Source organism: Aliidongia dinghuensis, from assembly GCF_014643535.1.
Taxonomy (GTDB): domain Bacteria; phylum Pseudomonadota; class Alphaproteobacteria; order ATCC43930; family CGMCC-115725; genus Aliidongia; species Aliidongia dinghuensis.
The window spans coordinates 83,846-98,421 of record NZ_BMJQ01000018.1; the positions used below are offsets into that span (position 1 = coordinate 83,846).

Consider the following 14,576-nt stretch of genomic DNA (forward strand, 5'->3'; position numbering starts at 1 on the left):
AACCTGGCCGCCGGCTTCATCAAACCAGCGGAATGGTGAGTTCGCCGATCACGCCGGAGGTCGGCGGGCGGACGCCGCGCCACCAGGCGAAGGCCTCGGCGGCTTGCTCAACCAACATGCCGACGCCATCAGCGAGCCCGGGCACGGCCTCCTGCTTTGCCGCTCTGAGGAACGGTGTCAGCCCCTTGCCGTAGGCGAGCTCGTACGCCAGCCGGGCACCCCGAAAGGCGGCGCCCGGGATCGGCGGCATCTCGGCGCGCAGGCTCGCTGACGTGGCGTTCACGACGAGGTCGAAACCACCTCGGTCGGCCAATTCCTCGTAGCTGCACACTGTCACCGGCTCGCCGTCCGTCGCTTGCTCGGCCAGGGCGACCGCCTTGGCCACCGTTCTGTTGACCAGCGTCAACTCGGCGGGCCGTTCCCGCAGAAAGGGGAGGAAGGCTCCGCGCGCAGCGCCGCCGGCGCCGAGCAGCAGAACGCGGCGCCCCTTCATCTCGACGCCGAGATTGACCGTGATATCGCGCACCAGCCCGACGCCATCGAAGTTCTGGGCGCTGACGGTGTCGCCATCGAATTTCAGGCAGTTCGCGGCACCGGCGAGTTTTGCGCTCTCGGAGTGTTCGGTCGCATAGGCAAAGGCGTCGAGCTTGAAGGGTGCCGTGATATTCAGCCCCTTGGCTCCCGCGGCGCGGAATTCATCGATCCGCCGGGCGAAGCGGCCGATCTCGCCCTCGATCGCCTGGTAGACGATGTCCTGCCCGGTCATCTCGGCGAACCGGCCGTGGATGAAGGGGGATTTGGAAAATCCGATCGGGTTGCCGATGACGGCATAGAGGTCGCTCATCGCTCTGGCCCTCGCTCCGGCTCGCTGTAGAGAACGCCGTCTACTGCCATCGCGGCGATCTCGGCGGCGGTATAGCCGAGTGCTGCAGCGATGCGCTGATTGTCCTGCCCGAGCAGCGGCGCCGGCGTCCGCACCGTGGTATCGCAATCGGAAAACCGGAACGGCAGGTTCGGCAAGGTCACCTTGCCCAGCACCGGGTGGGTCTGCTCGACCAGCATGCCGCGAGCCCGGATCTGCGGGTCCTTGACCACCTCGTCGATCGTCTGCACCGGTGCTGCGGGGACGCCCGCTTCCTCGAGCGCCGCCAAGCAGGCGTCGCGCGAGGGCTGCGACAGGGTCCAGGTCCGGACGAGCTCGGCCGCTTCGGCATAGTGGGCATTCCGCGAGGCCGGCCGGATGAAGCGCTCATCCCGAGCCAGAGCCTCGCCGCCGATCAGGAGGGCCAGGCGCCGCCAGGCGTCGTCGACCTGGGCCGCGATGACGAGATTGCCATCCTTGGCCGGGAAGACGCCATAGACCGTCGAGTCCGGCTGGGTGCTGCCCGTCTGCTTCGGGAGGTCCGTGCCGCCCGAGAGGAAGTAGCGCTGCACGGCATAGTCATGCATCGAGACCATGCAGTCGTAGAGTGCGAGGTCGATGTGTTGGCCGCGACCAGAGGAGGTCCGGCCGAGCAGCGCCGCATTGATGGCGGCCACGCCATGGATGCCCGTGTACATGTCGGCGAGCGGCATCCGGAGCAGCGGCGGCACCTCGCCGGGATTGCCGAGCTGGGCCATCGCCCCAGACATCGCCTCGGCGATCAAGCCGAAGCCCGGCCGATCGGCATAGGGGCCGGTGTGGCCGTATGCGGAGACGGAGCAATAGACCAGCCGCGGGTTGCGCGCCGACAGGGCCTCGTATCCGAGCCCCAAGCGATTGAGCGCCCCGGGCCGATAGTTTTCGATGAACACGTCGGCAGTGTCGGCGAGCTTCAACATCAGCTCGAGGCCGCGCTTATCCCTGAGGTCGATGCACAGACCCTGCTTCCCCATGTTCTGCTGGAGGAAGTAACCGGATTGGCCGTCCTTGAAGTAGCCGTGCGCGCGGCCGGCGTCGCCCTCCCTCGGGCGCTCGACCTTGATAACCTCCGCGCCCAAGGCCGCCAGGCAGCGGCCCATGAACGGGCCGGCCAGGAAATGGCTGTAGTCGATGACGCGGATGCCAGTGAGCGGCAGATTTTTGGCGCTCATGCTGGTTCTCCCGCCGGCGGCCGCATCGGGATCATGAGCCGATGCTCGCCGGTCTGAACGACCTGCCCATGCTGGTTGATCAGCTCCGACGGCAACACCACGATGCCCCAGCCGGCGCGCTTGGTCCGGCGCATGGAGCCGACGCGAAACTTCACGTGCACCGTATCGCCGAGCTTGATCGGCAGCTTGAAATCCCAGGTCCAGCCGAGCGACATGCCAGGCAGGAAGCGGTACTCGGCTCTCGACTTCAGCCCATCGGCCAGCGAGAGGCCGAAGAGCCCGTGCGCGACGCGGGTCCCGAACGGCGTGGTCTTGGCATATTCCTCATCGACATGCACCGGGGTGAAGTCGCCGGTCAGCTCGGCATAGGCGTTCACCATCGCTTCGGTGACCGTCACGGACGGCGTGATGCATTCGTCGCCAACCTCGGCGTCGTCCCAATAGCGGTCTGCGGTCATGCTAGTTCCTCCCTCGTCAGGCCCGAGGATCGATGGCGAGGGTTGCTTCGACCGCCCCCGCGCTGGCTTGCAGGATTTCGATGTTCAGGCCGTCCGGCAGCACCAGCCAGTTCGGGCCGGCCTGCAGCGCCGTGGCGCCCCAAGCTGCAGCGCGGGCGAGCACGCCGTCATAGTCGTCGACCATGATGCCGAGATGGGCGAGACGGCCCTCGGGTGCCTCGAACGCCGGATCCTCGATGAGCTGCGGCCCGCCGAGCACCCACACCTGTCGGGGGATCTCACCGGCCGCGGGCTTCTCGTCCCGGATGCCTAGTCCGAGGACGTCCTTGAAGAAGCGGACATGCCAGTCGATGTCCCGGACGCGGATGGCGACATGCTCCACATAGGCGCGTGGCAGCGACATGGTTCAGGCCTTTCCTGGATAATCGGTGCGGGCGTATTCGATGCCCTTGACGAGAGCGGCGATCGTGGCGTTGACGGGAGTCGGGACGCCCAGCCTCTGGCCCCAGCGCACGACGGAGCCGTGGATGTAATCGACCTCGGTCGCGTTGCCGGACTGCAGGCTCTGCAGCATCGAGGTCTTGAACTCGGCAGGCAGGCCTGCTCCGGCCAGGTCCCAGGCCCGGCGCGGCTCCGTGATCGAAATCCTCACGCCGGCCTTCTGGGCGACGCCAATCGCCTCACCGATTGCCGCTAAAGCGCATTCCTCAAGGGCAGAGAGCGAATAGAGGCCGCCGTAAGTAAGCCCGGTGACGGCCGTGATCCCGCCGCCGGCGACATTCACGAACAGCTTGTCCCACATCGCGCCCATGATGTTGTCGCTGGCACGTGTGGCGATGCCTGCCTTGGTGAAGGTGGCCGCGATGTGGCGGGCACGATCGGTGTCATGGCCGTCGAGTTCGCCGATGATTGTCTCTTTGCCCGCCACGCCGGCGCGCACGCGGCCGGGAGCGAGCAGGACACCGCCGACATAGGTCTTGCCGGCCATCACTCGTTCGGCACCACACTCTTCTGCCAGGATCTCCTCGTGGCCGAGGCCGTTCTGCAGGGACATCACGACGGTGTCGGGCCCGATGATTGGTGCTGCTGCCCGGATCGCGGCGCGGGTGTGGTAGGACTTCACCAGCACGACCACCAGGTCCGCCGCGGCGCCGACATCAGCGGCCGAGAGGCGGGCACCCACATCGGCCCGGCTTTCCTCGCCGGCCTCCAGCATCTGCAGGCCATGAGCGTTGATCGCGTTGACATGCTGTTCGAAGGGATCGATCAGCCAGACGTCTTCGCCGCCGCGCGCCAGGGTGCCGCCGATCGTCGAACCGAGCGCGCCTGCGCCGATGAAACAGATCCGCATCCCATCCTCCCAAACGCCACTTGTCGTTGGATGATGGGTAGCATCGAGATCATTATTTCGATATGCTATGTATTTTATAGTTTACATTGAGAAACGCAATAATGGTTGACCGCCATCTCGACGCGCATCTGCTCGACCCGCGCCTGTTGCGGCTGTTCGATGCGCTCTTTGCGACGGGCAGCGTCACCAAAGCTGCGGAACTGCTCGGACAAAGTCAGCCGACCGTCTCTATCTGGCTTGCCCGCTTGCGGGCCGAGCTCGACGACCCGCTGTTTGTCCGCACGTCAGCAGGAATGTTGCCGACCCCGCGCGCCGAGGCGCTGATCGGTACCGTCCGGGAAGCATTGGAAGCGCTCCGGCGGCTAATCGGGATCCGCACGCCGTTTGATCCGACAGTCGCCCATCGCCGCTTTAGCATCTCGATGACCGACGCCAGTCATTTGACCCTGCTGCCGGCCATCCTCGCGCATGTTCGGCATATCGCCCCGGGCGTCCGGATCGAGGCCACGCAGATCGGCGAGACCACGTCCGAGATGCTGCAGTCCGGCGAGAGCGACTTGGCAATCGGCTATATCTCAGGCCTCGAGACCGGGCATTTCGAGCAGACGCTGTTCCCGCAGGATTGGGTCTGCCTTGCCAACCGCGACCATCCGCGCGTCCGGGGCGGGCTGTCGAAGGCGCAATTTATCGAGGAGGCGCACGTCCTCATCCGTGGCGGCACAGGGCATCGCCTTTTGGCGGAGGCTTTCGAGGCTCTGGGTATCACCCCCAATATCGCGCTCGAACTCCCAGGTTTTCTCGGGCTTCCAGCGATCATCGGCTCGACGGATCTGATCGTCACTTTGCCGCGCCATATCGGCGAGACCTTGGCCCATTTTTACGGCCTGCGCGTGCTCGCATGTCCCATAGCGATTTCGGGCTTCGCCGTTAAGCAGTATTGGCACGCGCGCTTCCACCATGATCCAGCAATCCAATGGATTCGGGGAGTCTGCGCGACACTGTTTCAGCAGAGAGAGGTGCGTGGTCTTGAACCTGCACCTCTCAAGAGTCTTCCGGAAAATTCGTGATCGTTATGCTGGCTGGTCTGGCTGATCGATCGGTGGCCGCCAGGACATTGCGCATGCCCGCATAGACTCGGGCGAGGCGCGTGTCGGCATCCAGAGCCGGCAGCGGCACCTCGGCGCCAAGCGCCGTGTCGGGCGGTAGTGAGTCCAGCAGCGCGACCAGCGGCAGGGCGCCATCGCCCGGTGGCAACCTGCCGCCTCGTGCCTCGAGAATGGTGTCCTCGTCGGTCGTGGGCAGGACGGCGCCCGCGTCACACAGCTGTGCTGCGCGCACGAGGCCGGCGGGCAGATTGCGCAGGTCCGCCGGTGTGCCTCCGGAGCGACTGAGATGGAGCGCGTCCACAAGGACGGCGCCATTTGGCTTCCCCGCGTCCACCACGATCGAGGCGGCTTGGGCAAGCGTGCCGATCGCTCGCCATCGCATGAACTCCAGATCGACGCGCAGGCCGAACGAAGCGGCGAGATCGCACATGGCGGCGAAATTCTCCGTCAGGCGCCCTGTGACCTTGTCGTCGCCGGACACCGTGACGGCGACCGCACCGAGGTCCGCGCCGGCTTCCAGCATGGCGGCGAATGAGTCGACCACGATCTCTGGGGTCAGCTGGATAAATTCGATGTCATGCAGCGTGACGCCTTCCGCGCGGAGCAAGTCCCGCAGCTCGCTGTGTGCCTTGGTTCCGGTTTGTGTGGGATACGCAGCACCGCCTGCCATCGCCGGATGGAGCCGAAGCCCGACCGACCGGAAACCGGCTTTCGTCGCGGCCCTGACGAAGGCAGGTGGCGGCAGTTCGAGCGCCGTCAGATGCGCGACACCTAGGGGGATCAATATGTCGCCCTCCCACCGCTGAGGTCGAAGACGAAGCCCGTCGTGAAGCTGCATTCGGGGCCGGCGATCCACGAGACCATCGCCGCGACCTCCTCGACTTGAAGGAAGCGACCCATGGGGATCTTGGCCTTGCTGGCTCGGATATGCTCTTCCGACATCTGCTGAAGCAGGTCGGTCTCCACCATGGCCGGCGCCACGCAGTTGATCAGCACGCCGTCCTGCGCCAGCTCCTTGGCCGCGGCCTTGGTGAAGGCGATGACGCCGCCCTTGGCGGCCGAGTAGGCGGAGATGAATTGCACGCCGTCCTTGCCCGCCATGGAGGCGACATTGACGATCCGCCCGTACTTGCGCGCCCGCATGTGCGGGATGGCGGCGCGGCAACAATAGAACACGCCGTTGAGGTCGATCCCGATCACCTTCTCCCAGGCATCGACCGGATAGTCCCAGGACGGTGTCACCGGCCCGTTGATGCCGGCGTTGTTGATCAGGATATCGACCTGGCCGAGCGTCCGGAGGGTCGCGGCGAACGCCTCTTCGACCATCGCGTGCGACGACACGTCGACCCGGTGGATGAGGGCCGGCTCGAAGGGCTCGCCTGCCTCGTCCCAGCCTTTCGTGTCGTAGTCCCACACGGCGATCCTCGCGCCGCGCTGGTGGAGCCTGTGGGCGATGCTGCGACCGATGCCGCGCATTCCGCCGGTTACAATGGCGGTGCGGCCTTCGAGATAGCGTTCCATCTCAGTTCCTTATGCTCTTTGGGCACCCCGCCGCGTCCCTTGACGCAGCGGGAGGGATCGGACAGAAGGTGCGGTTAGTTGAGCTCGATGCGCTTCAGATCGCCGACGACGAAGATGTAGGAGAGCGCGCCGGTCAGCGTGACGACCGAGATGAAGGCGAGCGCGCCGACGAACGAGCCGGTGGCATTGACGATGAGGCCGATCATCAGCGGCGTCACGATGCCGGCCGCATTGGCGAACAGGTTGAAGATGCCGCCGCTCAAGCCGAGCAGCCCCTTCGGCGCGATGTCCGACACGATCATCCAGGCGAGCGCCGACATGCCTTGCGCGAAATAGGCGACGCAGAGGATGGCGATGACCACCGCATCCGACCGCACATAGTTCGCCGTGACGATCACCGAGGCGAGCAGCAGCCCCGTGATCACTGGACCCTTGCGTGCCCAGTTGAGCGACACGCCCCGCCGCAGCAGCGCATCGGAGATCCAGCCGCCGACCAGCGTGCCGACCGAGGCCGCGATGAACGGCAGGACGGCGATCCACCCAACCTTCAGCCATTCCATGTGCCGCTCCTGGGACAGGTAGGTCGGAAACCAGGTCAGGAAGAAGACGTTGGTCGAGTTGCAGGCGAACTGCCCGATGCAGATGCCGGCCATGGCGCGCTGCCGCAGCAGGTACGGGATCTGCGACCACTCGAAGCGTTGCGATGTTTTGGCACCGCTCACGACGCCGCCGCCCGCCTCGATATAGTCGAGCTCGGCCTGGTTGACGGTCTTGGCGGCGTGCGGCTCGCGATACTTGGACCACCAGACGAAGCCATAGGCGATGCCGGCGCCGCCGACGATGGCGAAGAGCATGCGCCAGCCGAATTCGGCCTGGATCCAGAACAGCAGGGGCGTCAGGAACGCGAGACCGATGTACTCGGCGAAGGTGTAGACGCCCGTGGCCCGGGCGCGCTCGTGCTGCGGGAACCACATGGCGACCACCCGGCTGTTCGTCGGGAAGCAGGGCGCCTCGGCGACGCCCATGGAAAGCCGCAGGCCGAGCAGCGAGAAGAAGCCGGTCGCGAGGCACTGCAGGCCGGTGAAGAGCGACCAGAGCGTCAGTGCCGCGTAATAGATCGTCCGCGTGCCGAACCGGTCCAGCAGGATGCCGGCGGGGATCTGGCTCGCCGTATAGGTCCACGAGAAAGCCGAGAAGATGACGCCCATCAGGGCTGCGTTCAGGCCAAGCTCGCGGCTCATGGTGGGCGCCGCGATACCGACCACGCTGCGGTCGAGATAGTTGATCGTCGTGCCAATGGCGATGAGCGCCAGGATCACGAAGCGCGCTCTGCTTCGCGTCATCGTCGCCGCTGCTGTTACCGGCGCCATTGCCGCCGTTGCTTGCTGATCCGTCACCCTAGTCCTCCCGGATATGCGCGCCAGTTTCGTGCGCTCGTTCTCGATGTCGGGTGCCGCCGATTGGGGCGGCGTGATCGCGATTTGGAGGGGGGCGCTCGGCCGCGCGCGTCGATGCGCGCCGCTTGTGCGGCCGTGGCCAACGGAAAGATATGGCGAGTCTTGTCCATGGCGGCTTCCCCCTGTCGGGCCGACTTATTAATCTGTGGATTAATTGAGAGCGTAATTACCCCGCTGGATAATTTCTGTCAACGCGAATTGCAGCCTGCTAAGATGCGGCCGGCACCGCAGCCGTTGCCGAGTGAAGGGGGTGGGCAGCTCGATGGAACCCGCACGCAAGATCGATGAAGCGGAGACCAAGCCCAAGCGCAGCCGCAAGCGCGACCGGGAAAAGACTCGTCAAGAGATCCTGGATATCGCGCTTGAAGAGTTCACCGAGAATGGCTTCGCCGCGGCTAATACTGACGTCATTGCAGCCCGAGCCGGCATTACCAAGCGGCTGATCTTCTATTACTTTAATTCTAAGGAAGAACTTTTCGTGGCGGTGCTTGACGCGGCCTACACGAAAATGCGGCGCGCGGAGGAAGACCTCGGTCTCGACGGCTTGCTGCCCGAGGCGGCGATCCGCACCCTCGCGGCGTTCACCTTTGATTTCGATCAAAACAACCCGGCGTTCGTCCGTCTCGTGTTGATCGAGAACTTGCTCCACGGCCGCCACGTGGCACGTTCATCGAAAGCCAGGGCAATGACCCGGCCGATCATCGATCAGATCCGGCGCGTGCTGGCGCGTGGCGTTGTCGAGGGAGTGATCCGGCCGGGCATCGATCCCGTCGAACTGCACATGACCTTGAGCGCCCTCTGCTTTTTCTCGGTCTCCAACCGGCATACCTTCGAGCCGCAGTTCAGCTACGACATGTCATCGTCCGAAGCGAAGGCACGGCGCAGAGCCGAGATCGCCGACCTGATCTGGCGCTATGTCCGGAAAGAGTGAAACCGGGCCAGCTGCAATCAATTCCTGATGAGCGCCTCAGTCTCCCCCGTGAGGCGCCGCGCCAGATCACGCGAGAGACGCTTCGCTACCGCGACCGGCAAAGCTCACAGTCGTGTCGCATCACATTCCTCGCCTGCTGGGACGCACTCCCGTTCGGTCGGCTTGCATTAACGACCAATTAGTCCATATATGGGAGATGCCCGAGCAAACTTCACCGCGGATGCCGCGCGGCCGGCCCCGAGAGTTCGATACGGACGCCGCCGTCAAGCGCGCCATGGGCGTTTTCTGGTCGTGCGGCTATCACGGCACATCACTCCCTGATCTGCTTGAGGCAACGAACCTCTCGCGCGGCAGCCTCTACGCGGCCTTTGGCGACAAGCACGGGCTCTTTCTGCGCGCCCTCGATCGCTATATCGACGATGCACTGGCGCGGCTCGATAGCGAACTCGATCCACGGAATGATGCCTTGGCGGGTCTGCGAACCTACTTGGCTGGTTATGTCGACCGCACGAGCGGCATTGGCGGCAAGCGCGGATGCCTGGTGGTGGCGACTGCCATGGAATTGGCCGCCCACGACACCGAGGTGGAGCAGCGCATCCGGCGGGTCTTCGAGAGGATGGAGACACGGCTGACAGAGGCGCTGACGCGCGCGCAGGCAGCGGGACAACTGGCCGATGGCGTCGAGCCCGCGACCGCCGCCCGCATGCTGCTCTGCCTGCTCGAAGGCATGCGTGTCGTCGGCAAAACAGACCCGGACCGCACCATGTCGCAAGCCGCGGTCCAAACCCTCATCGACCGCCTCGTAAGGTAGAGATCACATGGCCAGACCATTGTTCAGGCACGTCTATATCTGGACCGTTTGGTCGTGAAAGAAATTCCCATGTCCCCGACCCAAATCGCCTGCGCGGTGCTCGTGCCCCTGTTTTGGGGCTTGCAATTCGTCGTCATCAAGGTTGGCCTGGCGGCGTTTCCTCCGCTGTTCTTCGTCGGTCTCCGCTTCGCCGCCGTCGCGGCGATTCTGCTGCCGTTCGTCGGGCGACCGACCCGGCGCGAACTCGGACCGATGATCGCCATCTCGGTCTTCTTCGGCGGTCTGAACTTCGCGCTGTTTTTCGTCGGGCTCGGGCAAGGGCTCGCGAGTGTGTCGGCCGTCGCCAACCAGCTCTCAACGCCCTTTACGGTTCTCCTCGCTTGGCCATTTCTCGGTGAGCGGCCTTCGACGCGCATTATCATCGGCGTTGCTCTGGCATTCGGAGGCGTGGCGCTGACCGTGGTGGAGCCGAGTGCCTCGGTGAAGATCGTGCCGACCCTGCTGGTCATCGCCGCCGGCTTCGCCTTTGCGATCGGGAGCGTGCTCACGAAACTCTATGGTCCATTCGAGCCGCTGAAACTGATGGCCTGGATGTCGCTCTTCACCGTTCCGCAGGTCATGGCGACCTCCCTCGTGATCGAGCACGGTCAACTCGCATCGCTCCATGCGGCCGGCCTGACGGCTTGGTTGGCCTTCGCCTACACCGTGCTGTTCGGCGCGGTCGCCGGCTGGGGCCTGTGGTTCTGGCTGATCGCCCGGTGCTCGATGGCGCGTGTGGCGCCCTTCGCGCTGTTGCTGACCGTCTTCGCTGTCGCCGCCGGGGTTGTCTTCCTGCACGAACCCCTGACGCCAACGCTCGTCTCGGGCGCCGTCATTTGCATCCTCGGCGTAGCCATCACCCAGAGCCGATCCTTCGCCCGGCATAGCCTGCCGACACCACCCCAGGCACCGGCCGAGCCAATCCAGGGAGAATGCCCGTGAACTCGGAGACGGTCGCTTAGGCCCAGCGGCGACCAGCGGGCTTCAGCCTTGAGGAAGCTCCAACCGTTCGAGATCGGCAATAAGCCCGGGTCCGGTCGGTTCCCATCCGAGCTTCTTGCGGGTCTTGGCACTCGAGGCGGGCACGTCGTGGTCGGCAAACCTGGCAAGCCAGCCGAAATAGGCTTGCGCCTCTTCCGGGGCGACGGATTTGACGGGCAGGTTCAACCGTCGACCGATGGCTTCGGCGATATCGCGCATCGGTACGCCTTCTTCGGCGACAGCGTGATATTTCGCGTCCGGCTCCGCCTTCTCGACCGCCAGCCTGTAGAGGCGGGCGACATCGACAACATAGGCCGCCGGCCAACGATTGAGGCCGTCTCCGATATAGGCGCACACGCCCTTTTCCCGATACATCGCGATGGCCCAAGTGACGAGGCCCTGCGTTACGGGATCGTGGACCTGCGGCAGCCGCACCACCGACACGTTGACGCCTTGGGCGGCGACGGAGGCGGCTGCCTCCTCGGAGGCCGCGCGCGGATGCACGTCGCAGCCGATGATCGCATTGTCTTCCTTGGCCGGCTCGCCGGGCACGGTGTTGGCGAGCCCGGTCCCGGAGGTCACGATCAACGGCCGGTTGGAGCCGGCGAGAACGGAGCCGAGCGCCTGGATCACGCTGCGATCGTCCTCGCAGTTTTGAACGAACCGCGAAAAGTCGTGGTTGAAGGCCAGATGGATGACACCGTCCGATCGGGCGGCGCCTTCCTTCAGGCTTTCCGGTTCAGCGATCGACCCACGATAGACCTCGGCACCCGCGGCCGCGAGCGCCGGGGCCTTGTCGTCCGAACGGCAGAGGCCGATCACCTGATGGCCCGACGCGATCAGGTCTTTGACGACTCTCGAACCGATGTTTCCTGTGGCACCAGTAACAAACACACGCATGAGCAAAGTCTCCGGTTTTGGTTCGGGCCACTTTTGGCCAACACAAGGCGGGCACGACCTTGGCGGCGGATACGCCCTTTCGCGCACGAGTATTGAGCGGCATGCGAAAGCATCTGCTGTCTTGCTGAAGACAAACCTTGGCCCAAAGGCTATTCTGGTAAAGTAGTGAGATCATCATGGTATAGTGGCTAACAGGATGGGTGAGCACCTGGCTACCGAGAACCCGCTCGGATCCTATCTGCGGGACCGGCGCATGAAGCTCGATCCGGCCGCATTCGGCTTTCCCCCGGAGCGCCGACGCACGCCCGGCCTGCGCCGCGAGGAAGTGGCGCAACGCGCCAACATCAGCCCGACTTGGTACACTTGGCTGGAGCAAGGACGCGGCGGTGCGCCCTCGGCCGACGTGCTCGACCGGATCTCGCGCGCCCTGATGCTGACAGAGGTTGAGCGCGAGCACCTCTTCCTCTTGGGCCTCGGGCGCCCGCCCGAGGTGCGCTACCAGGAGAACGAGGGCGTGACACCCCGGCTGCAGCGCGTGCTCGATGCGCTGGACCCGAGCCCTGCCCTCATTCGGACGGCCACCTGGAACGTGGTCGCCTGGAATCGGGCGGCCACCGTCATGCTGGGCGACTATGGCCCCCTGCCGCCGCATCAGCGCAACGTGCTGCGCATCATCTTTCTCGACCCGCGTGCCCGCACTGTGCAGTCCGACTGGGAGAGCATGGCGCGCCACGTGGTGGGCGCGTTCCGGGTAGAGGCCGCGCGTGCTGGGGCCGCAGCGGAAGTGGCGCCTCTCGTCGACGAGCTCTGCCGGCTCAGTCCCGAGTTCAGGACGATGTGGGCGGAGAACGATGTGCGCGGCGGCCAGCACGAAGCCGTCAAGCACATACGCCATCCGGTGCTCGGCCCGCTCGCCTTCGAATACTCGGCCTTTTCGGTCGACGGCCGGACCGATCTCAGCATGGTGGTCTACAATCCGGCGACGCCGGCGGATGCGGAGAAGATCAGAGCGCAGGTCGGCTCGACGCCACGGCGCGAGGAGACATGATCACTGCTCCGGGCGACCGGTGTCGCTGCCTCGGCGTGTCGAGGCCGCAAGCGTCGCCGGCTCCGTCTGCTCCCGCGCATACCGCGCCGGCGGCAGCCCGACATGGCGGGTGAATGCGACGCTGAATGCGCTTGCCGAGCCGTAGCCGACGCGTTCCGCAATTTCGGCGACGCCACTGTCGTTCTGCCGGAGCATGTTCTTCGCCAAGGCCATGCGCCAGGCGAGCAAATACGCCATCGGCGCGACACCCACGGCGCGGCTGAACCGCTCGAAGAACGCGGAACGGGAGAGTGCCGCCTCCTTCGCCATTTGTGCGACCGTCCAGGGTTTGGTCGGGCTCTCGTGCATCCGTCGTAGTGCCACGGCAAGCCGCTCGTCGGCGAGCCCGCGCACGAGGCCGGGCGACGCCGCGGTGCCCGCCGTCGAGCGGAGCGCTTCGATGAGCAGAACCTCGATGAGGTGGGCGAGGATGACCTCGCGCGCCGGACGCCGTTCGCGGAACTCGTCTCTCACGAGCTGCACGAGGGTGGCGAGCCGCGGCTCGCCACGCACATGCACGAGTTGGGGAAGCAGCGACACCAGCAAGCCCGCGTCGGGGGAGCCGAAGCTGCAGTGGCCGACCAGCATGCGCAGGTCGGTCGGGCCGTCCTGGTCGCCGATCCTGAATTCGCCGGTGCCCAGTGCCACGGGCAAGGTTTCGGGCGCCTCCGCCGCGGGAGGTGCCAAGCTGGACATCGCGACCCCGTAAGCTGCAGAGATCAGGATGAAGTCGCCCGAGCGGAGCTCGATCGCATCGTGCCCGTCGACCATGAGGCGGCACCCGCCCTCGAGGACCACACAGTAGAAGGGCTGCCCGGCATCAGAGCGGCGGACGTGCCACGGGCCGGCGCCGACAATGGCCTTCGAGAACCGGGCGCCCGGCTGCAGCAGCGTGACGACCTCCGCGAGCGGGTCAACCATGTCCGGACTCCTACAAACGAAAATTGGACTTTCGATTATAGAAGATCCGGCTGCGGCGACCTACCTCTTGGTACGGGAAATCACTCCAAGGGTCGCCATGAAAACCATCCTGATCACCGGATGCTCGTCCGGCTTCGGACTTGAAACCGCCAAATGCTTTCTCGATCGCGACTGGAAGGTCGTCGCCACGATGCGCACGCCGCGCGAGGACGTGCTGCCTCGTTCCGAGCACCTGCGCGTGCTGGCCCTCGATGTCACCGATCCGGAGAGCATCCGTCGCGCCGTCGAGGCGGCGGGGCCGATCGATGCGCTCGTCAACAACGCCGGCTTCGGCGCGGCGGCGCCGTTCGAGGCCATCCCGATGGCGACGGTGCGCGAGCTCTTCGAGACCAACACCTTCGGCACGATGGCCGTGACGCAGGCGGTGCTGCCGCAGTTCAGGCAGCGCAGGGCCGGCGTCGTCGTGAACGTCACGTCGAGCGTGACCCTGAAATCGATCCCTCTGATCGCTGCGTATGCCGCGAGCAAGGCGGCGGTGAACGCATTTACCCAGTCGATGGCGCTGGAGCTCGAGCCGTTCGGTGTGCGCGCGCGCCTGGTGCTGCCGGGGCGTTCGCCCGAGACCCGCTTCGCGGATAACGCGCACGCCCACATGCAGGGCCTCGACCACGAGGCTTATGCCGACCTGGTGAAGAGCGTCTTTGCCAGCTTTGCGGAGCCGGGACCGATCACGCACGCGCAGGACGTGGCCGAAGCGGTGTGGCGCGCGGTGAACGATCCGTCGAGCCCGATGCGGATCCCCGCCGGTGCTGACGCGGTCAACTGGGCCGCGTCGAGCTGAATCCGGAGACGTCCGGCCTGCATCTCGGCATCAACAAGCGGGTGCGGGCGAGACCAGCGTCCCGCCCGCACCGATTTTCACCGTGAAGGTGCGCTCGAC

At 65.5% G+C, this 14,576-nt stretch carries 16 protein-coding genes; 6 read left to right on the forward strand and 10 right to left on the reverse strand.

All coding sequences use genetic code 11. The features are described 5' to 3' along the window. Nucleotides 1–19: 19 nt before the first annotated feature. Genes aroE through IEY58_RS27885 form a run of 5 tightly spaced genes read right to left on the reverse strand, consistent with a single transcriptional unit; the run spans nt 20 to nt 3,882 of the window. Nucleotides 20–844, reverse strand: a complete 825-nt coding sequence (gene aroE, locus IEY58_RS27865; protein ID WP_189051434.1) for a shikimate dehydrogenase — start codon at nt 842–844, stop codon at nt 20–22. Continuing rightward, nucleotides 841–2,073, reverse strand: coding sequence for a CaiB/BaiF CoA transferase family protein (locus tag IEY58_RS27870; protein WP_189051435.1), 1,233 nt, complete (start codon nt 2,071–2,073; stop codon nt 841–843). Before IEY58_RS27870 ends, aroE begins: the two co-directional genes overlap by 4 nt. Beyond that, nucleotides 2,070–2,531 carry a MaoC family dehydratase gene (locus IEY58_RS27875; protein ID WP_189051436.1) on the reverse strand — a complete coding sequence of 154 codons (462 nt, stop codon included), beginning with the start codon at nt 2,529–2,531 and terminating at the stop codon, nt 2,070–2,072. The genes IEY58_RS27870 and IEY58_RS27875 overlap by 4 nt, the downstream gene beginning before the upstream one ends. 16 nt (nt 2,532–2,547) lie before the next feature. After that, nucleotides 2,548–2,934 carry a VOC family protein gene (locus IEY58_RS27880; protein ID WP_189051437.1) on the reverse strand — a complete coding sequence of 129 codons (387 nt, stop codon included), beginning with the start codon at nt 2,932–2,934 and terminating at the stop codon, nt 2,548–2,550. Between the two features lie 3 nt (nt 2,935–2,937). Next, complete coding sequence (locus tag IEY58_RS27885) at nt 2,938–3,882, reverse strand: ketopantoate reductase family protein (RefSeq protein ID WP_189051438.1); 945 nt, start codon at nt 3,880–3,882, stop codon at nt 2,938–2,940. Nucleotides 3,883–3,983: 101 nt separating this feature from the next. Here IEY58_RS27885 and IEY58_RS27890 point away from each other — a divergent pair, with 101 nt between their 5' ends. Then, entirely contained in the window at nt 3,984–4,949 is a 966-nt protein-coding gene (locus tag IEY58_RS27890; RefSeq protein ID WP_189051439.1) for a LysR family transcriptional regulator, read from the forward strand. Here IEY58_RS27890 and IEY58_RS27895 read toward each other — a convergent pair. From IEY58_RS27895 to IEY58_RS27905, 3 genes are all read right to left on the reverse strand, one after another. Then, nucleotides 4,924–5,826: a sugar phosphate isomerase/epimerase family protein gene (locus tag IEY58_RS27895; RefSeq protein ID WP_189051440.1), complete on the reverse strand. Its 903-nt coding sequence runs from the start codon at nt 5,824–5,826 to the stop codon at nt 4,924–4,926. The genes IEY58_RS27890 and IEY58_RS27895 overlap by 26 nt on opposite strands. Then, on the reverse strand, nt 5,769–6,509 hold the full coding sequence (locus IEY58_RS27900; protein ID WP_189051441.1) for an SDR family NAD(P)-dependent oxidoreductase: 741 nt from the start codon (nt 6,507–6,509) through the stop codon (nt 5,769–5,771). The genes IEY58_RS27895 and IEY58_RS27900 overlap by 58 nt, the downstream gene beginning before the upstream one ends. A gap of 74 nt (nt 6,510–6,583) precedes the next feature. Next, nucleotides 6,584–7,852 (reverse strand): MFS transporter, encoded by a 1,269-nt coding sequence (locus IEY58_RS27905; RefSeq protein ID WP_229743995.1) that lies wholly within the window; start codon nt 7,850–7,852, stop codon nt 6,584–6,586. Between the two features lie 376 nt (nt 7,853–8,228). On the opposite strand from IEY58_RS27905, the gene IEY58_RS27910 reads away from it, so the two are divergent. From IEY58_RS27910 to IEY58_RS27920, 3 genes are all read left to right on the forward strand, one after another. Then, complete coding sequence (locus IEY58_RS27910) at nt 8,229–8,897, forward strand: TetR/AcrR family transcriptional regulator (protein ID WP_189051442.1); 669 nt, start codon at nt 8,229–8,231, stop codon at nt 8,895–8,897. A gap of 196 nt (nt 8,898–9,093) precedes the next feature. Continuing rightward, nucleotides 9,094–9,708, forward strand: coding sequence for a TetR/AcrR family transcriptional regulator (locus IEY58_RS27915; RefSeq protein ID WP_189051443.1), 615 nt, complete (start codon nt 9,094–9,096; stop codon nt 9,706–9,708). 54 nt (nt 9,709–9,762) lie between these two features. Next, nucleotides 9,763–10,689 (forward strand): DMT family transporter, encoded by a 927-nt coding sequence (locus IEY58_RS27920; RefSeq protein WP_229743996.1) that lies wholly within the window; start codon nt 9,763–9,765, stop codon nt 10,687–10,689. A 42-nt stretch (nt 10,690–10,731) separates the two neighbouring features. Here IEY58_RS27920 and IEY58_RS27925 read toward each other — a convergent pair whose 3' ends face one another. After that, nucleotides 10,732–11,628 (reverse strand): SDR family oxidoreductase, encoded by an 897-nt coding sequence (locus IEY58_RS27925; RefSeq protein ID WP_189051496.1) that lies wholly within the window; start codon nt 11,626–11,628, stop codon nt 10,732–10,734. Between the two features lie 196 nt (nt 11,629–11,824). On the opposite strand from IEY58_RS27925, the gene IEY58_RS27930 reads away from it, so the two are divergent. Beyond that, nucleotides 11,825–12,676 carry a helix-turn-helix transcriptional regulator gene (locus IEY58_RS27930; RefSeq protein ID WP_189051444.1) on the forward strand — a complete coding sequence of 284 codons (852 nt, stop codon included), beginning with the start codon at nt 11,825–11,827 and terminating at the stop codon, nt 12,674–12,676. Here the strand turns inward: IEY58_RS27930 and IEY58_RS27935 are convergent, their stop codons facing one another. After that, the gene (locus IEY58_RS27935) at nt 12,677–13,636 is read right to left on the reverse strand and encodes an AraC family transcriptional regulator (RefSeq protein WP_189051445.1); all 960 of its coding nucleotides are present in this window, start codon (nt 13,634–13,636) and stop codon (nt 12,677–12,679) included. Between the two features lie 97 nt (nt 13,637–13,733). Here IEY58_RS27935 and IEY58_RS27940 point away from each other — a divergent pair, with 97 nt between their 5' ends. Continuing rightward, a complete protein-coding gene (locus tag IEY58_RS27940) occupies nt 13,734–14,477 on the forward strand; it encodes an SDR family NAD(P)-dependent oxidoreductase (RefSeq protein WP_189051446.1) in 744 nt (247 codons plus the stop codon). Nucleotides 14,478–14,576: the final 99 nt, after the last annotated feature.